At 63.9% G+C, this 22,765-nt stretch carries 13 protein-coding genes and 1 tRNA gene; 11 read left to right on the top strand and 3 right to left on the bottom strand.

Annotated features, from left to right (window positions below):
* Positions 1-86 precede the first annotated feature (86 nt).
* A complete protein-coding gene (locus C0V72_RS05255; RefSeq protein ID WP_101792172.1) occupies positions 87-509 on the bottom strand; it encodes an elongation factor P in 423 nt (140 codons plus the stop codon).
* A gap of 171 nt (positions 510-680) precedes the next feature.
* On the opposite strand from C0V72_RS05255, the gene efp reads away from it, so the two are divergent.
* From efp to C0V72_RS05225, 5 genes are all read left to right on the top strand, one after another.
* Positions 681-1,244, top strand: coding sequence for an elongation factor P (gene efp, locus C0V72_RS05250; protein ID WP_101792171.1), 564 nt, complete (start codon positions 681-683; stop codon positions 1,242-1,244).
* A gap of 9 nt (positions 1,245-1,253) precedes the next feature.
* Positions 1,254-2,072: an inositol monophosphatase family protein gene (locus C0V72_RS05245; RefSeq protein ID WP_101792170.1), complete on the top strand. Its 819-nt coding sequence runs from the start codon at positions 1,254-1,256 to the stop codon at positions 2,070-2,072.
* Positions 2,073-2,205: 133 nt separating this feature from the next.
* Positions 2,206-2,290: transfer RNA gene (locus tag C0V72_RS05240), tRNA-Leu, on the top strand.
* A 362-nt stretch (positions 2,291-2,652) separates the two neighbouring features.
* Positions 2,653-3,609: an AraC family transcriptional regulator gene (locus tag C0V72_RS05235; RefSeq protein WP_172438915.1), complete on the top strand. Its 957-nt coding sequence runs from the start codon at positions 2,653-2,655 to the stop codon at positions 3,607-3,609.
* Positions 3,610-3,749: 140 nt separating this feature from the next.
* The gene (locus C0V72_RS05225; RefSeq protein ID WP_143704529.1) at positions 3,750-12,068 is read left to right on the top strand and encodes an autotransporter-associated beta strand repeat-containing protein; all 8,319 of its coding nucleotides are present in this window, start codon (positions 3,750-3,752) and stop codon (positions 12,066-12,068) included.
* A 23-nt stretch (positions 12,069-12,091) separates the two neighbouring features.
* On the opposite strand, the gene C0V72_RS05220 is transcribed toward C0V72_RS05225, so the two are convergent.
* Both C0V72_RS05220 and C0V72_RS05215 read right to left on the bottom strand, forming a co-directional pair.
* On the bottom strand, positions 12,092-12,634 hold the full coding sequence (locus C0V72_RS05220) for a group I truncated hemoglobin (protein WP_233999787.1): 543 nt from the start codon (positions 12,632-12,634) through the stop codon (positions 12,092-12,094).
* Between the two features lie 16 nt (positions 12,635-12,650).
* The gene (locus tag C0V72_RS05215) at positions 12,651-13,709 is read right to left on the bottom strand and encodes a DUF3034 family protein (RefSeq protein ID WP_101792167.1); all 1,059 of its coding nucleotides are present in this window, start codon (positions 13,707-13,709) and stop codon (positions 12,651-12,653) included.
* Between the two features lie 91 nt (positions 13,710-13,800).
* Between C0V72_RS05215 and C0V72_RS05210 the strand changes: the two genes are divergently transcribed.
* The 6 genes from C0V72_RS05210 (at position 13,801) to C0V72_RS05185 (ending at position 22,736) form a co-directional block, all read left to right on the top strand.
* Positions 13,801-14,451, top strand: a complete 651-nt coding sequence (locus C0V72_RS05210) for a carboxypeptidase regulatory-like domain-containing protein (protein ID WP_233999786.1) — start codon at positions 13,801-13,803, stop codon at positions 14,449-14,451.
* Complete coding sequence (locus C0V72_RS05205; protein WP_101792166.1) at positions 14,451-16,784, top strand: putative bifunctional diguanylate cyclase/phosphodiesterase; 2,334 nt, start codon at positions 14,451-14,453, stop codon at positions 16,782-16,784. Before C0V72_RS05210 ends, C0V72_RS05205 begins: the two co-directional genes overlap by 1 nt.
* 174 nt (positions 16,785-16,958) lie before the next feature.
* Positions 16,959-18,203 carry an amidohydrolase family protein gene (locus tag C0V72_RS05200; RefSeq protein ID WP_199797769.1) on the top strand — a complete coding sequence of 415 codons (1,245 nt, stop codon included), beginning with the start codon at positions 16,959-16,961 and terminating at the stop codon, positions 18,201-18,203.
* Entirely contained in the window at positions 18,203-19,438 is a 1,236-nt protein-coding gene (locus C0V72_RS05195; protein ID WP_101792164.1) for an amidohydrolase family protein, read from the top strand. The genes C0V72_RS05200 and C0V72_RS05195 overlap by 1 nt, the downstream gene beginning before the upstream one ends.
* A 158-nt stretch (positions 19,439-19,596) precedes the next feature.
* Positions 19,597-21,396 (top strand): SLC13 family permease, encoded by a 1,800-nt coding sequence (locus tag C0V72_RS05190; protein WP_324761520.1) that lies wholly within the window; start codon positions 19,597-19,599, stop codon positions 21,394-21,396.
* Between the two features lie 38 nt (positions 21,397-21,434).
* Positions 21,435-22,736, top strand: coding sequence for an amidohydrolase (locus C0V72_RS05185; protein WP_233999790.1), 1,302 nt, complete (start codon positions 21,435-21,437; stop codon positions 22,734-22,736).
* The last annotated feature ends 29 nt before the right edge of the window (positions 22,737-22,765 follow it).

The raw sequence follows: 22,765 nt of genomic DNA, 5'->3' as shown, positions 1-22,765 counted from the left end.
GGCTGCCCACCTTCATGTTGATTCCAATGCGTCTGCAAACCTCCCAAAAGGCCGAAAACCGCACTTTTCGTCTGGTGCTACCTTCCCTAATTCCCGTTGCTCACCCGCGTGCAGATCAGCTTGCTGTCCGACCCGTCAGGGTTCAGCTTTTGCATCGTATTTTCGCCCAGCACCCGGAAGCGTTCGTCTTTCTTGGGGCCGCGGGTGAAGACCAGGTCGGCGCCGCGCAGCAGATAGATCCCGGTGCCGGCGGCGTTGAGATAGCTGGAGGCTGTGCCGATACGGAAGGCTTCGGCCGGAACGTCGACAAAGGCCTCACCGCCGGCATCGCCGGGTAGCGCGCATTGCCAGTCGCCGTGTTGGAGGATCCCCAACAACCCGCCAACCGGAGCGCCGACCCGGCTTTGCGGGCGCGATGCGTTGCGGTCCTGCCCTTCGGCGCCGCCGGGAAGAAAGGCCGCTGTCGCCGCAGCGCTGACGATCAGCAGGAATATGTAACGGGTCTTCATGACCGCGGGCTTTAACAGCCCCGAAGAGGGACCGCCACGCCTTTAACCCTGATTTTGCCCCGCTTGCCCGGACCGGCCCGCTCGGCTATGGGCGCGCATGATTTGCGGGCGTGCGCCTTTGCAGCGGCGCGCCTCAACGCTCTTTCCACCTCGTAAGAAGGCCCACAGCCCATGAAGATCAGCGGCGTCGATATTCGCCCCGGCAATATCCTTGAGTATGAAAAAGGCATCTGGAAGGTCGCCAAGATCCAGCACACCCAGCCGGGCAAGGGCGGGGCCTATATGCAGGTCGAGATGAAGAACCTGCAGGATGGCCGCAAGACCAATGTGCGCTTCCGCAGCGCCGACACGGTGGAACGCGTGCGGCTCGACACCAAGGAATTTCAGTTCCTCTATGCCGAGGGCGAAGACCTCGTCTTCATGGACAACGACACCTACGAACAGATCACGCTGCCCGGCGACCTGCTGGGCGATGCGCGCCCCTTCCTTCAGGACGGGATGCAGGTGAACCTGGAGCTGTGGGACGAAAAGCCGATTTCGGTCGAACTGCCCTCGCAGATCGAGGCCACCATCGTTGAGGCTGACGCCGTGGTGAAGGGGCAGACCGCCTCGTCCAGCTACAAGCCTGCGATCCTCGACAATGGCGTGCGCATCATGGTGCCGCCGCATATCGGCAGCGGCACGCGCATCATCGTCGATGTGTATGAACAAGCCTATGTCGGCAAGGCGAGCTGAGCACAGATCATGGCAGCTATTTCCGGCCTCATCCGCGTCATGGAACGCGCCGCGCGCAAGGCGGGCGGGCGTTTACGGCGCGATTTCGGCGAAGTCGAACACCTTCAGGTCAGCCGCAAGGGTCCGGCCGATTTCGTGAGCAAGGCCGATATCCGGGCCGAACGTACGCTGTATGACGAACTGCTCGCCGCCCGTCCCGGCTGGGGCTTTGTCATGGAAGAAGCGGGCGTGATCGAGGGTGATCCCGGCATGCCGCGCTGGATCGTCGACCCTCTCGATGGCACCAGCAACTTCCTGCACGGCATTCCGCACTTTGCGATCAGCATTGCCGCGCAGGAACCGCGGCCCGACGGCAAGGGCTGGGGCGAAGTCGTCGCAGGCGTTGTCTATCAGCCGATCACCGATCAAACCTTCTGGGCGGAAAAGTCCCGCGGGGCGTGGCTTCAGGATGCGCGGCTGCGCGTTTCGGCCCGCTCGCGTCTGGCCGATGCGCTGGTCGCAACCGGCGTGCCGTTCTTCGGGCATGGTGACTTTGCCGAATGGAGCCGGATTTTCGGCGCCATCGGCCCCGAGGTTGCGGGCATTCGCCGGTTCGGCGCCGCTTCTCTCGATCTGGCCTATGTGGCGCAGGGCCGGTTTGACGGGTTCTGGGAAAGCGGGCTTTCGGATTGGGACACAGCGGCGGGCTGCCTGCTGGTGCGTGAGGCCGGCGGCTTTGTGAGCGATTTCCGCGGCCGGTCGGAGCCGATCCATTCCGGCCAGGTGCTGGCGGCCAATGATGCGCTGCATTCCAAGCTGCACAAGCTGCTGGCAGGCGCGCTGCGCTAGGGTTCTGGACGGGGCCGGCGCGTGCCAGACCCCGTCCACCTTGATGTTTTGCGTGAAACATTGGCGTTTTCGCCGCATCAGCGGGGTTGATGCGCGGCCAACACCTCGCTAACAGCACCGCTCCCGCGCAGGCGCCCCTGTGGTGGAATTGGTAGACGCGCTCGACTCAAAATCGAGTTTCGAAAGAAGTGCCAGTTCGAGTCTGGCCAGGGGCACCAACACCGCAAAACGGCTGGGAAATCGTCCACTCGCACAGTCTGCCCGAGTGGCACGAGGGTCGCGATTGGGTGGGGCTAGTGCCTTTGCCAACCGTGCGATCTGGTGCCCGGTGATGTCCCCATGATGTCGCTCTGACCAGCGGGGGGTTTTACAACGGCGAACATGTGCGCGGCTGCCGCTTGCACTCCCATGGCAAGAATCTACTGTCATGTGGTAAAAGTGCGTCGCGGTGCCGTTGGGGGGAGTTATGGGTCTGGAGTGGCAGAGCGGCGGGGCGGCTGGCTTGTGGTCATGGTCTCCGCAACAATGGTCGTGGTCTCCGCATCATGCGCGCTGGTCGCTTGGCCTTGGTCTTCCTAAAGTGCCCGTTTTCTTTGATGTTTCGACCGACGCCATGCCCCAGACGTCGCGTTATGAAATGTGGCGCAGCCTGCTGTATTACAGCTTTGATGGCGATCGGCTTTGTTCTGAGGCCGAGGCGGCCTTTTCCGCGCGCACCCAGTGCCTTATCGGCGATCCAGCCCAGTTGCTCCACTACCGGTCGAGCGCGGTCAGCGGGCGCGGGTTGCCGGCGGCGGTGGCCAACGACCGCGAGACCTATGTCATCGGCGTGGTGATCGATGGTGAGCGCCGGTATGAACAGGATGGCGCCAGCCCCGTGGTGAGCCGCGTCGGCGACTTCTTCCTGTTCGACAATCGCGGATATTCGCGGGTGCAGTGGAGCGATCATCGCGCTGTGCAGCTGTCGGTTGCGCGGGCTGATCTGGAACAGCGCCTTGGGGGCACGATTCCCGATCCGGCAGAGCTGATGCGGCTGCTTGAAAGCTCGCAGATGGGAAAAGCGCTGAAGGCACAGATGCGCCTTGCGGCACGGCTTACAGCGAGTGCGAAAGATGCCGAGCGGGCGTTCCTGCTGGAGCAGCTGATGCAATTGGCCTTGTTCACCTGCGAGACCGCGACCGAGGCTCTTGGTTCGCGCAATGCCGCGCCGAGCGACCTGTTTGTGTCAGCCCGTCAGTTGATCGAACAGAACGTCAGCCGCCCGGCCTTCGACGCGAAGGCGTTGCAGGCGCACATGGGCTGTTCGCGCGCCACGCTGTACCGTGCCTTCGCCGAGGCTGGTACAAGCGTGTCCGAGGCCATCGCCGAAGCGCGCATCGCGCGGGCCAAGGCGATGCTGGCGCGCGCGCCCGATATGCCAGTGGGTCTCGTGGCCGCGCGCAGCGGGTGGTATGACAATGCTTCCTTCGCCCGTGCCTTCCGTCGCCGCGAAGGCATGAGCCCGAGCGAGTTCCGGGAACACGCGCGCATCAGCTGAAGATCCGTGAGACAGATTGCCAAAGATCGTGAGACAGCTTGCCTCACGGTCCTGCCCCAACTCTCATAAGTAGCTTTCCGCAATTGGCGGCCACCCCTGCGTGAAGAGGCATGGCCGCCGCATCTTGGGGAAGTTGCATAATGAAGAGCGCCAATATCGCAGCCCACCGCAGTGCCGGCTTGCTGACCACTACGGCGCTGGTACCAGCCATCGCAGCCCTGACTGGCAGCCTGATGCTGGCGACCCCGCAACAGGCCTTTGCCCAGGATGGTGGTGCGGGCGGAGCAGGCGGCGGGGCTGGCGGTGCTTCGGTGCTGGTCCCAGGCGGAATTGGCGGTGCAGGCGGAAATGGTGTTGCGGCAGGTTCGGGCGGTGGCGGGGGCGGTGGCGGCATCACGGGCGGCAATGGCGGCGCCGGATTTGGTGGAACGCCCGGCGGGGCCGGAAAAACATTCGGGTCGGACAACGCACTATCGGAAGGTGCCAATGGCGCAGATGCGGCGCAGGATGGTCATGGCGGCGGTGGTGGTGCCGGTGCCATTATCGAGGCGAGATCGGGCCTTTCTCTGACCTTCGGTTCAGGCCAACTTACCCTCGGGCGTGGCGGCGCCGGGGGTGCCGGTCTTGGCAGTGGCTCGGGCGGTGGCGGTGGCTCGGGTGCCATGGTGGTCTTTGCCCTAGCAGAAGGTGTCACGATGCCAGCGGGTGGCTCGCTGACTGGCGGTGCAGGCGGAGCAGGCGGTGCCGGAGGGGTAGGCGGCAGCGGCGGTAATGGCGGCGATGGCGGCGCCGGGTTCGCGACGATGACGCCGGGAACTTCCGCCATTCAGAGCGGCGCCGCGTTTATCGGCGGCGCCGGCGGCGACGGTGGCAGCGGCGTCATCATAGGGAATGGCGGCGCTGGGGGCGCTGGCCTCCGGCAGACGGGCGGGACGATCGTCAATCTGGGCACGCTTCGCGGCGGCAATGGTGGCACCGGAGCGGTGGCAGGCGCTGGCGGCGTTGGCCTGATCGGCGAAAGCGTAACAATCAACAACACCGGCATGATTGCGGGCGGCCTCAGCGGGACCGGCGCGCAGGCGCTTGCACTCCGGCTGACGGGGGTAAGTACGATCACCAACATCGGTACGCTGAATGGGGGGATCGATACTTCGGGGGGAACGGTGATATTCAGCCCCACGACCGAACAGACGTTAGCGACCTTCCTGTCAGGCACCGGCAATGTGGAAAAGCGCGGCAGCGGCAATCTGATCCTGTCAGGCGTGAACACTTACACCGGGCTGACGACCGTTACGCAAGGCTTCCTGACAGTAGCGCCCACCGGGACGCTGGGAAGCGCGGCTTCGGGGACTGTCGTGTCCAACGGAGCAGCGTTGGTGTTGCAGGGCCCCTCGTCAAGCAGCGAGGCGATTACGCTGAACGGCAGCGGGCCAAGCGGGTTCGGCGCGCTGCGCACCACGGGTCCCGTCAATCTGCTGGGCCCCATCACCCTTGCATCCGACAGCACGATCGGGTCGTTTTCGGGCCTGCTCGATCTTGGCAGTGTCACAGGCACGAATGTCAGTCTCACCACGGTGGGCGGGGGGAATATCGCCATTTCCGGCCCGCTTTCGCTGGGCACCGGCGGCCTTGCGCTGAATGGATCTGGCATTGTCTCGCTGAGAGGCATCAACAGCTTTTCCGGGAATGTCACGCTGAATGGCGGGCTGTTGCAGATATCCGGCGGCAGCGCGATCGGCGATACGTCGGTCGTCACTGTTGGTGACGGCACAATCCTCGAAGTGATCAGCACGGAACGGATCGGCGCGCTGGAAGGAGCGGGGGAGGTCAGCATCAACGGGACCAGCACGCTATTCGCCGGCGACGCATCGGACCGGACCTACAGCGGTTTCATGTTCGCCTTCGATGACGGTGCCAGCTTTGTCAAAGAGGGCACTGGCACCCTGACCCTGACAGGCACGATCGTCGGTGCCATCGGCACCACGATCAGCGGCGGCACCTTGCAGGTTGATGGCCGCGGCAATCTTGTCAGCACTGCGATCACCAATAATGCCGCACTGGTGTTCAACCGTTCCGATAACCACAGCGTCAATGGTGCGATCAGCGGCACCGGTTCGCTGACCCAGCAAGGTTCCGGCACGCTGACGCTGACGGGCGCGAACACCTATGCCGGTGGCACCACGATTACCGGCGGCACGTTGCAGATCGGCAATCGCGGCAGCACGGGCGCGCTGGGAAGCGGCGGGGTGCTGAACAACGCAGCGCTGGTGTTTGATCGTTCGGACAATATTATCGTGAGTAATGTGATCAGCGGCACCGGTTCGCTGACTCAGCAAGGCCCCGGCACGCTGACGCTGACGGGCGCGAACACTTATGCCGGTGGCACCATCATCGGTGCAGGCACATTGCAATTCAACGCCATCAGCGCGCTGGGCACGGGGGCGATCACGCTTGCGGGTGGATCGCTGGGCCGGACGCTGAGCGGGGACGTGTCTTTCGAACTGCCGAACGCGCTCAACATCCGCGGTGATGCCGGGAACCGAATTCTTACACCGATCGCGCGGGGCCTGGAGCTTTCGGGCCCGATCGATCTTGACGGGACGCTCCGGCTTGCGGCTGGCAGTGGCGGCAGCATTATCGTCCAGGCGGCTGATGTGACCCTGACATCGACCTCGCAGTTCATCGTGGAAAGCGGTTCGGCCAGCATTGGGACACTTGCACCGGCCGGCATGCTGACGCTGCTGCGCGATGCGGCACTGGTTCAAGTCGACGGCACCCTCAACCTCACGTCCCGCAACGCAACGATCGGGCTTGTTGCTGGCTCCGGAACGATCCTGAACAATGATTTCACGACCACGGTTGGCGGGGGCAACTTTGCAGGGCGGTTCACCGGCAGCCAATCACTGGTGTCGCTTGGCAACCTGACGCTGTCGGGGGCGAACAGCCATACGGGCGCGACACGGATCGAAGCGGGCACGCTTGCCCTGGGGGCCGCCGACGCGCTGTCCCAAAGCTCGCCCGTCGCGATTGCGGGCGGCAGTCTGTCGTTGGGAACCTTTGGCAGCACGGTCACCTCGGCCAACCTATCGGCAGGCAGTATTGCGGGGACCGCCGGAACGCTCACAGTGGCTGGTGACTACACACAATCGGGCGGTACGCTCGGCGCCGGGACGACCGTTTGGGTGAACGGCAATGTCCTGCTGGCCGGAGGGACGATTGCGGGACAGCTGAACGGCCGTTCGGTAGCTGCCACGGCTGCGATTGTGGAAGGCGGCAGCGTCAGCGTCACCGGCGGTTTGCTGACCGCCGGGCCGCTGCGCATCGGCAATACCGGGCCTGGCACATTGCTGGTCAGCGGCGGCGGTACGGTAACCAGTCCGCTTGCCACGATCGCACAGGAAATCGGCTCCAGCGGGACGGTCATCGTGTCCGGAACGGGCAGCACGTGGTCGACCGACGGACTGACCGTTGGCCGGCGCGGCGAGGCCGGACTGGCAATCACCGCAGGCGGCAAGGTGACCGGCACACTTTCGACCATCGGCGGCTTCGTCACCGGCCAGGGCACGGTCACCATCAGCGGCGCCGGCAGCGCATTCGAAAACAGCAGCGAATTGTTCGTGGCGAATTCGGGTCGCGGGACGCTGATCGTCAGTGCGGGCGGCGTGGCCAAGAACACCAATGGCAGCGTGGCTGGTTTTGGCGGCGGCAGCGGTTCGGTCAGCGTGACGGGGGCCGGCAGCCAGTGGATCAATGATGGCTTCCTTCAGGTCGGCCGCCTCGGCACCGGCACGCTCGCCATTGCTCAAGGCGGCTCGGTGACAAGCGCGACCGGCATCATCGGCACGGGGCCCTTGGCGAATGGCAGCGTCACCGTCCTTGGCGCACGAAGCGACTGGACGATGACGGGCGCGCTTGTCGTCGGCAGCAGAGGCATCGGCAATCTGACGCTTGCTGATGGCGGGCTGGTTGACGCCAGCGGCGTTACAATCGCCAGCGATGCGGCCGGCACCGGAACGATAAACATCGGCGCGGCGCAGGGCAGCGCAGCGGTTGGTGCTGGCGCGCTTGAGACGGCCAGCATTGCGTTTGGTGCAGGTGCGGTCAGCATTGTCTTCAACCACACCGCCGCAAACTTCGAACTGGCGGCGGCGCTCTCCGGCAATGGCACGCTGCGCCAGATTGCGGGCACCACCATTCTGTCAGGCACAAGTGACGGGTTTACTGGCACCGCGCAGGTCACCGGGGGAACCCTGCGGGTCAACGGCGCGCTGGGTGGGACAGTGAATGTCACCGGCGGGGTTCTGGGCGGCACGGGCTCACTGATGGGCGGCGTGACAATCGGAGCAGGCGGTACGCTGGCAGCTGGGCAGAGCTTCGGGACGCTGACGATGAGCTCGCTGGCGCTTGATCCCGGGTCTGTCTCGGAGTTTGAGCTGGGCGCGGCCGGCACCGCCGATAATGATTTCGTCAATGTCACCGGTAACCTTGCGCTCAATGGCGGCGCGATCAGCATCGTTCAGACGGCAGACTTTGGCAGTGGGCAATATGCCCTGTTTGCATTCGGTTCCCTGACCGGCGATCTGGGCAATATGGCGCTCAATCCGCTTGGCGGCGGGTTCGTTGGCAATCTGGCGCTGGATATCGGCGCGGTGAATGGGCCGGGGACGGTGCTGCTCAATGTCGCGGATTCGGGCGAACTGGTGCACTGGAACGGATCGACGCTCAATCCGGCAGGTGCAGTCGTGGGGGGCAGTGGGACATGGGGCCTCCTGGACAACAATTTCAGCAATGCCACCGGCACCGTCAGCGGACCGTGGGCGGGTAACGGCGCGCTGGCGATTTTCGGAGGGGCGTCGGGCGGGACAGTCACGATCGCGGCTGAGACGGTGCTGTCGCCGTCGGGGATAAACTTCGCGACGGATGGTTATGTGATCGAAGCCGGCAATGCGGCGTCAGGCCTTGCGCTGGCCGGGCCAACCGGGATCGCGGCCGCAAACGGCGTGGGCGCCACGATTGCAGCGGTGATTTCAGGCTCAGGTTCCTTGACCAAGACCGGCGAGGGGATGCTGACGCTGGCGGGTGACAACACCTACACGGGCGTCACGACCATCATGGCCGGAACGCTGACAGCAACCAGTTCCGCCGCACTCGGCACTTCGGACGAAGGCACGATCGTGGCCGATGGCGCGACACTGGCGCTCACAGACAACGTCGTTCTGGACGAAGCGATCACGATCAACGGCAGCGGCGTGGGCGGCAATGGCGCCCTGCAAGCCGTGTCGGGCATTGGCACCCTTCGCGCCGACCTTACGCTCGGATCGGCGGCGAGGATTGCAGCGGCCGGGCCGGCTGAATTGATCCTCGCAGGCGGCCTCGACAATGGCGGCCATCAGCTGACGGTCGGGGGCGCGGGATCGGTCGCAGTCCTTGGCACCATTGCAGGTGGCGGCGGGCTGGCCAAGGTTGGTGCGGGCGATCTCATTCTTTCCGGCACCAATACCTTCGTGGGCGACACCAGCCTGTTTGACGGCAGGTTGCAGGTGGCGGGGTCGCTGGCATCGGATGTCGCGGTTTTGGGCGGTTCCCTGGTGAACAGCGGGAGGATTGACGGAAGCGTTCGCAATTTTGCAGCCCTGACGTCGACCGGGACACTGGCTGGGGGTCTGGACAATGCATCCGGCGCGGCGGCTTTGATCAGCGGTGTGCTGGGCGGCGCAGTTAGCAACAATGCGCTGATCACGCTGACCGGGGCGACCACGGGCGATGCAGCGCTGAGCCAGACCGCAGGCGGCGTGCTCGATCTGGCAGGTCAAACGCTGGCGCTTGGCAGCCTGACGGGCGCCGGGCAGGTCCAATTGGGCGGGGGTATGCTGAGCGTGGGCCGTGATAACACGGACACGCTGTTTACCGGCGTTATTGCCGGCAGCGGCGACCTCATCAAAGCGGGCAGCGGCACCTTGACGCTGAGCGGGGCAAACAGCTTTGCCGGGCTGACGACGGTCAATTCGGGCACGTTGCGGCTCGATGGCGACGGGGCGCTGGCAGGCGGCGTTATCAACAATGCGGTCTTTTTCAACGAAGGCTCCGGGGTCGGCGGGTTGTTCGTCAACAACGGCGCCTTGAACTCGGACGCATCGCTGAGCGGCGGCCTTGTCAACAATGCAGGGGCCTCGGCAAACCTGTTCGGCACGGTCGGCGGTGACATGACCAATGCCGGCCTGATCATGGTGAACCCGGCAACATCGGGGATCGGTGCCGTTACGCAAACCGGCGCCGGCGTGTTCGACATGACCCGCACCAGCACCACGGTCGGCAGTCTGGCGGGCGGCGGTTCAGTGCTGCTGGGTGAGGGCACGCTGACTACCGGTGGCAATGATGCGAGCACCAGCTTCGCTGGCGTAATCGCAGGCAGCGGCGGGCTGACCAAGAACGGCAGCGGCACCTTCACGCTGACCGGTGCCAACACCTATAGCGGCACCACAACCATCACTGGCGGCGTGCTCCAGGTGGGTGATGGCGGGACCAGCGGGTCGCTTGGTAGCGGAGTGATCGTGAACAATGCCGTCCTCGCGATCAACCGCAGCGATACGGTGATCCTTGCCAATGCCATAACCGGTCGCGGGATGCTGGTGCAGGACGGGCCTGGAACGACGCGTCTTGCTGGCATCAACACCTACACGGGCGGCACGCTGATCAACCGCGGGCGGCTGGTGAGCGATACGGCCGCACTGCAAGGCGCGATTCAGAACAATGGGGTGCTTGAATTCGCTATGGCCACCGCGGGCACCTTTACAGGCGTGCTTGGCGGCACGGGGCGGACCGAGAAAACCGGCGCAGGCGTGCTGACCTTTGCCGGTGATGGTCGCACATTGACGGGGCCGTTCGCCGTTCTGGAGGGCGGATTGCATCTCGATGGTGCCAACGGCGGCCGGCTCGACCGCTCGGTTGTGACGCTGGCATCAGGCACGACGCTATCGGGCAATGGGATCCTTGGCGGGCTGGTGGCGCAAAGCGGCGCGCTGGTGACCCCTGGCAACAGTGTTGGCGTGATCGGGGTAAGCGGGGATATTGTGTTCGGTGTGGGCAGCCGCTTCCTTGCCGAGGTTTCCTCCCAAGGCGCAGACCAGATTACGGCCAGCGGCACGGCGCGGCTGGCCGGCGCGCTTGATGTGGTCAACATCGGGGCAGCGAACGCCTATCGTTTCAACACCGCCTTTGCCGTTGTCGAGGCCGCAGGCGGCGTGCTGGGCAGTTTCGATTCCGTCGCCTTCAGCGGGTTCAGCCCGATCTACCGCCCGGTCTTGCGCAACGCGGGCAATGGGCTTGAGCTGGTGCTGGCCCCCAATAGCCTTGCCGCTCTGGCCGGCGCTGGTCTGGGAGGCGCGGCGCTTACCGCCAATCAGGCCGCCGTCGCTGCGCGCATCGATGCAGCTGTGGCTGCGGGGTTCGATCCGCAGGCCTTTTTCGGGGTCTACAACCTTGCTCCGGCCCAGCTTGCGGGCGCGCTCGGTCAGCTTTCGGGCGAGGTGCATCCCGCGATTGGCCGCGCCGCTATCCGCCAAATCCGATTGCCGCGCGAAGCGGTCCTCGAGCGCGCCAGCGGCGCCGCGATCACGGACAACCCCGAGGGCAACAGCTTCGGCGGTTGGGGCAAACTGATACGTTCGTGGGGCGATGTCGATGCCGGCGCTGGGACCGCAGCCCAGCAAACCGACACCGAAGGCTTCATTGCCGGCTTCGACGGCAGCACCGCCGATGACAGCCGCAGCCTGCGGTTCGGGCTGTACGGCAGTTACCTTGACACCCGTATCCGGATCGGTGCGCTCGGCTCCAATGGCCGGATCGAGCAGACCGGCGGCGGCATCTACGCCAGCCTGGCGCTGGGCGGACTGTCGCTGGTGGCCGGCGGCGGCGCAGCGCACTTCGATATCACCACCCAGCGGACTGTCGATGTGGCTGGCCTGACCGACGCCGCCGCCAGCGGATCGACCGGCGATATGGCGCAGGTGTTCGGCCGGATTGGCTACCAGTTCGATCTGGGAGCAATCACGATCGCGCCTTTCGTGGCCGGCGATGCGGCATGGATTGCGATCGATCCGGTTCGCGAAGGCGGCAATGCCGCTGCGGTCTCGGTCGCAGGGCAGAACTACGAGGTCGCCAGCACTTCCACCGGCATCGCGGCAACGGCAGGCTTTGGCAAGGTCAGGATCGAGACCGAGGCCGCTGCCCGGTTCGAGCTTGGCGACCGTGCACCGCAAGCGCTGGTTGCTCTGGGCGCTGCGCCCGGCCAAGCCACGCGTATCGCTGCCACCGGCCTCGCCCGTACGGCACTGACCGGACGCTTGGGCGCTGTTGTCCCCTTGACCCGGCGGATTGAAATCCGTCTCGACTATGCCGGAGAATTCTCCGCCACCGATACCGAACATTCGGCACAAGCCGGCATCACGATCGCGTTTTGAGAAACGGCTCGTCGCAGCTTGCCTCAGCGTTCCACAACATCACGGGACATTGGGGCAAGCTTGGCGAGCAGGCGGTTTTGCGCAGCAAAGGGGACGCCCGCCTCGCGCATCGCGGTTTGCAGGTTTTCGACCAGAGCGTTCATGTCGGCCTTGGTGACGCCCATTTCGGTATGGGCGCTGCGCATGTCGCGTCCGGTGTAATCGCAGCCTGCGCCAAGCAGATAGCAGAACTGTTCGCCCAGTGTGCGCTTCAGCCGCACCATGTCATGCGCGGCGAAGATATCGGCGATGCGCGGGTCGTCATGGCTGAGATCGACCGTGCGCACGGCGATGCGGGCGATCCCTTCTCGGCCTCCGAAATCGCGCACCAGCCCGGCGCTGTCATACGGCGCAGCGCCGGCGTTGGCGTTGGATTGCGGGTAGGGATCGACTGGAATTTCGCCTGTAACGGGATCGCGTTCCTTCACCTCGACCCCGAATTCGGCGTCCCAGTCGGTCGCTTCGGCAGGGGCCTGTTGCAGCAGCATGAGGGCAGCAGCAGCGGTGGCGGTCAGCAGCATCGGCATGGCTCCGGCAATGGGATCAGAAAGCGACCTGCGCCGACAGGAATCCGCCGCGCTGGTCATTGAAGGTGGCGACCGAGCCGAGGTCCACATAGGCCGCGGTCAGGGTCAGGTGGTTGGTCAAGGCGTAGGCTGCGAAGATATCGATCCAGTCGTCTTCGCCGAGGCCAAGATTGTCCGGTTTTGAACGATATTCCGCGCCCACCACAGCGCGGCTGGACAGCTGGTAGCCGAGCGACCCTTCGAATTGCAGCTGATAGCCTCCGCCCGTTGCCGAGCCGAAACCCAGCAGGCCGATCTGGTTGGCTTCGGTGTAGCGCAGCGTCGCATTCATCAGCAGGCTGCGCGCGAGGACCAGTTTGGTCGCGCTGATCGTGTAATCTGTGCCCTCGTCATCGGCGGAGCCCAGGGCGCGCACCAGCGCTCCATCGCGGCTGCGCTTGTGTTCGAGGCCGACTGCGATTTGCGGAAGCCAGCTTTCACCATACACCAGATCGCCCGCGACGCGCAGTTTGGCGCCGAAGGTATCCAGATTGAAGGTGTAGCCTTGCCCGATGCCCAGCGCTGCGCCGACATCGCGGGTGTCAAAATCGGCGCGAGCGATGCTCAGTTCAAGCCGGTCACCAATGCCAAGGGCTGCGCCGTAAGAGCGCCACCCAAAATCAGGCAATTCGATGGCGGTAAGGTGGGCCGAGGCGCCGATCCCGGACGGCATTTGCCGGCCCGCAATCGTCGCCCAGCGCGCAATGCCGCCGCCGGAGCTGCCCTCGGCTGTGGTAACGCCGTTTGTCAGGAGCAATTTGCCGCCTTTGAACAAGGGTGTCTTGCCCGGGCGCGGGCCGCTGTCGTCGCTGATTTCGGAAGCCGGCCCGATTGGCGCAACCGCACGGGCGGTCGCTGCCTGATCCTGCGGTGTTACGGCTGCAACCGGCGGCACAGCAGCAGCGACGACGTCCAACACCTGTTCATAGCCAATGTAGGGTGCGGCATCAGGGTAGGGCGCAGCAACGGGGGGCGAAACAGCCGAAATGGCCGCGGCTTGGCAAAGCGATAGGAAGCACAGGGTTAGCGAAGGCATGGCTGCGCGCCTAACCCAAGAGGGTAAATTCCTCCTAAACCGTATGGCGAGGGTTTGTTAAGGGGTGCAACGTAAATGGCCGTTCACTGTCATGCGCCTATCGTTTCAAACCTTTTTCAGCATCGCGTTGCTCGTTGCCGGTGTGGCCGGAGCGGCGGTTGTCGGCCTCGGTTCTGCTGCCAGAGTGGCAGCCGCCGCGCCGGCTTCGCTGCGCGTGCAGGTGGTGGACGCCGACGGTCTGCCCGTGCGCGATGCGGTGGTCGAATTGCGCAGCGCCCGTGCGCCCGCAAGCCCGATCCGGTTCCCGTGGAAGATGGGCATGGCGCAGAAGAACCAGCAATTCACGCCCGGCACCCTGATTGTTGCCAAGGGCAGCACGGTGGCTTTCCCGAACCTCGATATGGTCCGGCATTCGATCTACAGCTTTTCCAAGCCTGCGCGGTTCGAAATCGATCTGTACGGGCGCGACCAAACCCGCACACACACGTTTGCGGTCGCCGGCAGCGTCAAGCTGGGCTGCAATATCCATGATCAGATGCGCGGTTACATCCGCGTGACCGACACCCCGTTTGCCGGAAAAACCGATCACAACGGCTATGTCGCCTTGTCCGGAATGCCCGCTGGCAGCGCCAGTCTGACGGTCTGGCATCCGGGGCTGCGCAGTCCTTCCAATGAGAGCAAATCGGGCATCACCATCAGCGGCGGCGCGCAGACGCATAAGCTTACCGTGGCGCTGAGATAATGGCTTCGGCGATAGGGAACGCTGCGCGCGCCGCGATGGCGCGGCTGGCTGGTTTGCAGTTCGGTGCGCTCAGCACACGCATTGCGTTGCTGTATGCCGGGCTGTTTGCGCTGGTGTTGGGGCTGATCGTTTCGCTGGCGGTTGGCGGCCTTGCGCGCTTTGGCGAAGCCAGCGCATCGCGCGATCTGGCGGCCAATGCGCGGGTGTTCGATGAAATCCTGGCCGCCCGGGCCCGGCAAATGGGCGATCAGGCCGATGTTCTGGCGCATGATTTCGGCTTCCGCGAAGCTGTTGCGACAGCGGACGCGGCAACGATCGCCAGCGCGCTTACAAGTCTTGAGGACCGGGTGCGCAGCGATATGGCCTTCGTTGTGACGTTGGAGGGCGAATTGCTAGCCGCTGATGCCAGCGGCGTGCCAGCCCCGGATACGCTGTGGGCGCGGCTGGACGAAGGCGGCAAGCGCGGCATCATCCGGACAGACCGCGGGCTGGCGCTGGCAGCCGCGTCGCCGATTGAGGCCCCCGACCTTATCGGCTGGCTGGTCATCGCGCAGCCGCTCGACCGGGCCGAGCTTGATCGCCTGGTTGATCTGGCGCCCATCGCCCTGGAAGCGCAAGTGGTTGAAGCGGCGCGCCAGCCCGCGTGGCTGCGCAACGCCAAGGCGGATGCCGTATTTGAGCGTCAGGAAAACGAACGCCTGCTGTATCACGTGTCCAATCTGGCCGTCCTGCAAGATGGCATCGCGCCCCGGCTGGTGTTGCGACACGCGCTCGAAAAGTCGCTGTCCGCCTATACCGAGCTCAAAGTGTGGCTCGTGTTGCTGGCTGCTGGCGGGATCATGCTGGTGCTGGGTCTGAGCTGGAAAGTGGCGCGCAGTGTGACCGAGCCGCTCCAGCAGCTGGACGAAGCAACCCGACTGATCGGCGAGGGGCGCGAGGTCAGCCTGAACATTGCGACCGACGACGAAATTGGGCGTCTGGCGGGCAGCTTCAATCAGATGGTGGCTGCCATCGAGGAACGCGAACGCCAGATCATTCATGTCGGACTGCATGATGGACTGACCGGCTTGCCCAATCGCAAGCTGTTTACCGAACAACTCGCCAACACCCTTTCGCGCCGGCGGGCAGGGGAACAGGTCATGGTGGCCTATATCGATCTTGACGACTTCAAGATGGTGAATGACACGCTCGGCCATCCTGCGGGCGATACTTTGCTGCGGATGGTCGCGGGCCACCTTTGCGAAGACCTGCCCGATGCGCTGATCGCTCGCTTGGGCGGCGACGAGTTTGCAATCCTGATCGACGGGATCGGTGACAAGGCGAGTCTTGGTAATATCGCCGATGCCTTGCAGCGCAGCTTTGAACGGCCGCTCTCGATTAACGGCCAGCATGCCGCCTGCGGCGCGAGTATCGGCATTGCGATGGCGCCCGGCGATGGCGAGGACGGCACGACGTTGATGAAAAACGCCGACCTCGCGCTGTACCGGGCCAAGCATGAAGGCAAATCGACCTATCACTTTTTCGAGCCGTCGCTTGACGAAGCCGCCCGCCAGCGCCGCCAGCTGGAACTGGACTTGCGGGCCGCGATCAAGGAGGGCGGGTTCGAGCTGAATTTTCAGCCGCTTTACAGCCTCGCTGAAAAGCGCCTGACCGGGTTCGAGGCGTTGATCCGCTGGAACCATCCGACCCGCGGACGGGTGAACCCGGCCGAATTTATCGCGCTTGCCGAAGAAACCGGACTGATCATTCCGATTGGCGAGTGGGTCCTGCGTGAGGCCTGTCATCAGGCAAGCACATGGCCTGATAACGTGACCGTTGCCGTCAACGTTTCGCCCAAGCAATTCACCGCCACCGGCATCGTCAGCACGGTATTGTCCGCCCTTTCATCCAGCGGCATCGCGCCCGCGCGGCTGGAGCTTGAGATTACCGAGAGCATTTTCATCGCCGACATCGAAACGACCCTCGCGACGCTCCACAGCTTGCGCAATCTGGGCGTCAAGATCGCGCTGGATGACTTTGGCACCGGATATTCCTCGCTCAGCTACCTGCGCTCGTTCCCGTTCGACAAGGTCAAGATTGACAAGAGCTTTGTCGAGGATCTGGGCACCAGCAGCAGTGGCCATGCCATGATCCGCGCCATCACCACGCTGGCCAATGCGCTTGGCATGGCAACCTTGGCCGAAGGGGTTGAGGACGTCGCCCAATTCGAAGTTCTCGAACGCGAAGGCTGCCAGAACATTCAAGGCTATCTGTTCTCGCGTCCGGTGCCGGCAGGTGCGGTTGCCGCCATGCTGCGTGACGGTGCGGGATACCAGCGCCTGCTATCGGCCTGACAGGGCGGCAACCTCCCAAACAGACGGCTTGGTGTTTTCCCTTGTGCCCTGCGCGCCGCGCCCTCTAGGAGAGCGGGGAGCTTGAACAGGGAGAGACGCTTCGTGATGTATCCGAAGTTGCGGCAAGGATTGATCGCCGGTGTGGGAGCCGCTGCCGTTGCAGCGGCGGTTTTTATGTCAGCCCCTGCCACCGCACAAAGCCGCGCCGTCGCCTTTACCGGCGCGCGCATTCTGACCATGACGGGTGAGACGATCGAGAACGGCACGCTGGTCATCAGGGACGGCAAGATCCTGGCGGTTGGCAGCAATGTCGCGATTCCTGCCGATGCCGAGCGCCGGGCCGTTGATGGCCGCGTGATTATGCCCGGCATCGTGGACGCGCACTCCCATATCGGCCAGGTCGCAGGCGCGGATGGTTCCGGTCCGATCCAGCCCGAGGTTCGGGCGCTGGATTCCATCGATCCCTTGTCTTCCAGCATCGGCAAGGCCCGCGCAGGCGGGGTCACGACAGCCAATATCATGCCCGGATCGGGTCATTTGATGAGCGGGCAGACCTTCTACATGAAGCTGCGCAAGGCCCGTACCGTCGAAGGCGTCGCCTTCCAGATGAAGGACGGCGCGGCGCTTGGCGGGATGAAGATGGCCAACGGAACCAACCCGATGGGCCGCACCGGCTTTCCCGGAACACGGGCCAAATCGGCATCGCTGGTGCGTGAAGCGTTGATCGGTGCGAAGGCCTATTGCGATGGTGATCGCAAGACCCGTGACTTGTCCAAGGAAGCCTTGTGCGAAGTTCTTTCGGGTGACCGGCTGGTTCATTTCCATTCCCACCGCGCCGATGACATCATGACCGTGCTGCGGCTGAAGCGCGAATTCGGGTTCGATGTGCTGATCCAGCACGGCACCGAGACGTGGAAGATCGCTGACGAACTGGCCAAGGCCGGCGTGCCGGTGTCGAACATCACGCTCGATTCGCCCGGCGGCAAGCTGGAGACAATCGATCTGCGGATGAATAACGCTGCGATCCTCGAACGCGCAGGCGTGCTGGTGTCGATCCATTCCGACGATGCGATCGTGGATTCGCGCATGTTGCTGCGCGAAGCCGGTCTGGCCGTGCGCGGCGGGATGAGCCGCGAGGGGGCGTTAAAAGCCCTCACCATCAACCCGGCAAAACAAATGCGGCTGGACGCCCGCGTCGGCTCGCTTGAAGCGGGCAAGGATGCCGATTTTCTGCTGCTTAGCGGCGATCCGCTGTCGACCTACACGCAAGTGCTTGAAACCTGGGTCGAGGGCGAAAAGCTGTTCGATCGCAGCCGTCCGGAAGACTTGCTGATGGCAACGGGGGGCTACGGCGCCGGAAGCCCGATGGAAGCGTCGCATCATCACTGGGAAATTGCCGAAGCTGGAGGGGAACACTGATGGGTATCACCGGGTTCCTCGTGACTGTGGCTGCCACCGCACTGTGCTTTGGCACGGCGGCTCAGGCGCAGGATGTCGCGATCAAGGGCGATGAAGTGCACACTATGGCTGGCCCGATGATTGCCGATGGCGTGGTGGTCATCAAGGGCGGGAAGATCGTCGCGGTTGGCCCCGCTTCCAGCACGCCAATCCCCGAAGGCCTCGAGGTGATCGAAGCCAAGGTCGTCACGCCCGGATTGGTGGACGCCCGAACTGTGGTCGGCCTTGCTGGCTACATGAACCAGCCGCAAGATCAGGATCAGCTTGACGAAAGCGCGCCGGTCCAGCCGCAATTGCGGGCCATTGATGGCTATAATCCGGAAGAGGCACTGGTGGCCTGGCTGCGCGGCTTTGGCGTCACGACGATTCACACCGGCCACGGCCCCGGCGCGTTGGTGTCGGGGCAGACGATGGTTGCCAAGACCGTCGGCAAAACAGCCGACGAGGCGGTGATAGTGCCGCAGGCGATGGTTGCGGCCAATCTCGGCCCATCCGCGCTTGCCGAAGGCGGCAAAGCGCCGGGGACGCGGGCCAAGCAGATGGCAATGCTGCGTCAGGCCTTGCTGGCAGCCAAGCAGCCCGAAGCGCCCAAAGCAGACAAGAAGGGCCAGGAAAAGGCCGGCCCAGACAAGCCGCCCAGCCTTGATACGCAGGTGATGCGTGATGTGTTGGCGCGCAAACTGCCGCTTTTGGTGACGGCGCACCGGGCGCAAGACATCATGAGCGCGCTGCGCCTGCGCGAGGAATTCGGCATTGATCTGGTGCTCGATGGGGCCGCCGAAGCCTATCTGCTGACTGACGAGATCAAGGCGGCCGGTGTAACAGTGATCCTGCATCCGCCCATGGCGCGCCAATATGGCGAGTTCGAGAATGCGAGCTTCACCACGGGCGCGGTGCTGCGCGCGGCGGGCATCCCCTTCGCCTACCAATCAGGCTACGAAGGCTATGTGCCCAAGACCCGTGTGGTCTTGTTCGAGGCCGGCATTGCCGCTGCCAACGGGCTTGCCTGGAACGACGCACTTGCCAGCATCACGATCAATGCAGCCAACGCCATTGGCCTTGGCAAACGGATCGGATCGCTCGAAGTGGGCAAGGACGGCGATGTGGCACTGTTCGATGGTGATCCCTTCGAGCATACCTCGCACTCTGCCGGGGTGGTGATTGACGGCAAGGTTGTCAGCACAATCGCCCAATAGCGACCTTCGCAGCCTTCACAGCCGCGGCCGGACCGCCCATCATACAAGGCTTCGAAAAATTGATATGACCCATAAAGCGCCAGTCGAGCAGCTTTCCAGGTGGCCAGCCTAAGGGCCGCGCTATGCTGGAAGCCCCATCATATCACGCGATTGCGGCCATGGCGGTCACGATCGCCATGTTCGTCGGCTTTGCCCGGGGCCGCTTTCCTGAGGAAATCATCTCGCTGATTACCATCGCGGTGATCGGGGTGGGACTTTACTTTGCCCCGCTCGAAGGGGGCAAGCCGACCGATGGCCTTGCAATCGCATTCGGCGGGTTTGGCCATTCCGCCCTCATCACAATCTGTGCGCTGATGATCCTCGGGCGCGGGCTGGTGGTGACAGGCGCGCTTGAGCCTTTTGCCCGGGTGCTGGAAAGCGTATTCCGATACAATAGCCAGCTGGGTCTGCTTACGGCTTTGATGCTGGCTTTCTCGATGTCGATGTTCGTCAACGACACGCCGGTTATGGTGCTGCTCATTCCGATCATCGTCGCGATTGCCGCCAAGGGGCTGATGGCGTCGTCCAAGATCCTCATGCCGGTCAACACGGCGGTGCTGCTGGGCGGAATGTCGACCACGATTGGAACCTCGACGAATATTCTGGTCGTCACCATCGCTGCCGACCTTGGGATGAAGGCGTTTGGTGTGTTCCAGTTCACGCCGATCATCTTGATCGCGGGCCTGGTTGCGATCCCCTATCTGTGGCTGGTGATGCCGCGCATGCTGCGCGACAATAGCGTTGTGCCGGACAAGCAGCGCCGGATTTTTCACACCCGTCTGCGTGTAGGGGCAAGCAGCCTGCTGTCCGGCGCCGATTTTGCCTCGGTCAAGGGCCGGCTGCCAGAAGGCATTACCTTTCACGATATGCCCGAAGGCACTCTTCAGCTCGATCAGCGATTGCATATTTCAGGCACCCATGAAGCGCTGGAAGAGGCTGCACGCGCGCTCAAGGGGGAACTTGCCCCGACGTGGGTGATCGATCGCATCCGCCGGATATCCAAGGCGCAAGGCGAGGATATTGTCGCGGTTGAAATGACCGTCACCTCGGATTCGCGGCTCGTTTCCCGCGCCCTTGCCAGTTCGGGCATTGCCGATTTGTACGGGGTCGCCGTGCTCGGGATCCACCGGCCCGCCCGCGTTCTGGGCGAGCGCGATACTTATGCTGCGACGGGCGACCTGCACATCCTTGAGGGTGATGTGCTGCTGGTGATGGGGATTGAGGAGGATTTGAACAGCTTTGCCGAAGGCGACGGCCTCCTCCGCCTTGAAGGTGCCCGCGAACTGCCGCGCCGGTCGAAGGCCGTGCTGGCAGGCAGCATCATGCTGGGCGCGATTGCCACAGCCTCGCTTGGTCTGCCGTGGTTCGATGCCAATGGCTATGCGCCGATCAAGCTGCCGATTGCGATTTCCGCGCTGGCTGGCGCAATCGCGATGTTTGTGACGGGCTGCGTCAAGTTTGACCGGGTCGGCCGGGCGCTGTCGGCCAAGGTGATTGTTCTGATTGCGGCCAGCCTCGCCATCGGGCGGGTGATTGACGAAAGCGGAGCGGCCGAATGGCTGGGACAGGCCCTGTCGCTTGGCCTTGCCTATCTGCCTCCGGCGCTGGTGCTGTCGGCGATCATGCTGTTTGTGACGGTGCTGACCAACTTTGCGTCAAACGCGACCGCTGCCACGATCGGTACGCCTATTGCCTTCAGCATCGCCAACCAGCTCGGCCTGCCACCAGAGCCCTTGGTGCTGGCGGTGTTGTTTGGCTGCAACTTGTCGTTTGCGACACCGATTGCCTATCAATCCAACCTGCTGATCATGTCTGAAGGCGGGTACGAATTCAGCGATTACGTGCGCGCCGGAGTGCCGCTGGTGGCATTGATGGTGACCGTACTGTCGGCCCTGTTGGTGCTGTGGTACGGCTTGTGACGAAAACGGAGGCGGGTATGATGCGGACGTGGGGATGGATGGCAGGGGTGGCTGCGCTGAGTTTGGCAGCGGCCCCCGCGCAGGCCGATGAATTGCGCGATGCGGTGACGGCAGACTTGCCCGGATTGATCGCACTGTACGAAGATTTGCACGCCAATCCCGAACTGAGCTTTCAAGAGGTCGAAACCGCGAAAAAGCTTGCCGCACGGGCCCGTGCGCTGGGCTTCGAGGTGACCGAAGGTGTCGGCAAGACCGGGGTGGTCGCCGTCATGCGCAACGGCGATGGTCCCACTGTCATGCTGCGTGCCGACATGGACGGGCTGCCGGTGATTGAACAGACCGGGCTGCCCTATGCCTCAAAGCGCCGCGCAGTCCCGCAATCGGGAATTGAGACCGGCGTGATGCACGCATGCGGCCATGATACGCACATGGCCGGTTGGGTCGGCACGGCACAACTGCTTGCCGCGCGCCGCGATCAATGGTCGGGGACGCTGGTAATGATCTTGCAGCCCGCCGAAGAAATCGGCGAGGGCGCCAAGGCCATGCTTGATGATGGGCTCTACACCCGTTTTCCCAAGCCCGATTACGTGCTCGCCTTTCATGATGCGGCGCAGGCTCCGGCCGGGATGATCGGATACGCCAATGGTTTCGCGCTGGCCAATGTCGATTCGGTCGATATCGTCGTGCCGGGTGTCGGCGGGCACGGCGCCTATCCGCATACGACCAAGGATCCCGTGGTGCTTGCGTCGGCCATCGTCATGCGTTTGCAAACGCTGGTGAGCCGGGAATTGAACCCGACGGAATCGGCGGTTGTGACCGTTGGCAGTTTTCAGGCAGGGTCAAAGCACAATATCATCCCCGATGAGGCCCGCCTCCAGATTACGGTAAGAAGCTATTCCGATGCGGCGCGGAAGCTGTTGCTGGACGGGATCGCGCGGATTGCCCGGGGCGAGGCGGTTGCAGCGGGGATGCCCGATGACAAAATGCCCAGAGTCAGCGTGGCTGATCCCTACACCCCGGCCACATTCAACACCGCTGCCCTGACGCAGCGCGTGGCGGCCCTGCTGGCGCCGCGGTTCGAGGGGCGGGTGAAAGAGGTGCCTGCTGTTATGGGCGGTGAGGATTTCAGCCAGTTCTACCGGGCCGATCGCGACAATGTGGAATCGCTGATCCTGTGGGTTGGCGGGGTGCGGGCCGAGGAATGGGCCAAGGCGGAAAAGGGCGAAATCACCTTGCCCTCACTTCACTCGCCATTCTGGGCGCCTGATGCTCCAGTCGTCATCGCCACTGCGACCGAGGCGCTGACGGCGGCCACGCTCGATCTGATGGCAAAGCCATGATGCCAAAAAATGCGGCCGCCGGAGCGCTC

The organism is Porphyrobacter sp. TH134, from assembly GCF_002855495.1.
Taxonomy (GTDB): domain Bacteria; phylum Pseudomonadota; class Alphaproteobacteria; order Sphingomonadales; family Sphingomonadaceae; genus Erythrobacter.
The sequence above is the reverse complement of the archived record's forward strand: the minus strand, read 5'-3'. Positions and strand labels throughout refer to the sequence as shown.

Excerpts from the sequence above, each read along its gene's own strand:
- C0V72_RS05255 (WP_101792172.1), bottom strand. The coding sequence starts at position 509 with ATGAAGACCCGTTACATATTCCTGCTGATCGTCAGCGCTGCGGCGACA.
- efp (WP_101792171.1), top strand. The coding sequence starts at position 681 with ATGAAGATCAGCGGCGTCGATATTCGCCCCGGCAATATCCTTGAGTAT.
- C0V72_RS05245 (WP_101792170.1), top strand. The coding sequence starts at position 1,254 with ATGGCAGCTATTTCCGGCCTCATCCGCGTCATGGAACGCGCCGCGCGC.
- C0V72_RS05225 (WP_143704529.1), top strand. The coding sequence starts at position 3,750 with ATGAAGAGCGCCAATATCGCAGCCCACCGCAGTGCCGGCTTGCTGACC.
- C0V72_RS05220 (WP_233999787.1), bottom strand. The coding sequence starts at position 12,634 with ATGCCGATGCTGCTGACCGCCACCGCTGCTGCTGCCCTCATGCTGCTG.
- C0V72_RS05215 (WP_101792167.1), bottom strand. The coding sequence starts at position 13,709 with ATGCCTTCGCTAACCCTGTGCTTCCTATCGCTTTGCCAAGCCGCGGCC.
- C0V72_RS05210 (WP_233999786.1), top strand. The coding sequence starts at position 13,801 with ATGCGCCTATCGTTTCAAACCTTTTTCAGCATCGCGTTGCTCGTTGCC.
- C0V72_RS05205 (WP_101792166.1), top strand. The coding sequence starts at position 14,451 with ATGGCTTCGGCGATAGGGAACGCTGCGCGCGCCGCGATGGCGCGGCTG.
- C0V72_RS05200 (WP_199797769.1), top strand. The coding sequence starts at position 16,959 with ATGTCAGCCCCTGCCACCGCACAAAGCCGCGCCGTCGCCTTTACCGGC.
- C0V72_RS05195 (WP_101792164.1), top strand. The coding sequence starts at position 18,203 with ATGGGTATCACCGGGTTCCTCGTGACTGTGGCTGCCACCGCACTGTGC.
- C0V72_RS05190 (WP_324761520.1), top strand. The coding sequence starts at position 19,597 with ATGGCGGTCACGATCGCCATGTTCGTCGGCTTTGCCCGGGGCCGCTTT.
- C0V72_RS05185 (WP_233999790.1), top strand. The coding sequence starts at position 21,435 with ATGGCAGGGGTGGCTGCGCTGAGTTTGGCAGCGGCCCCCGCGCAGGCC.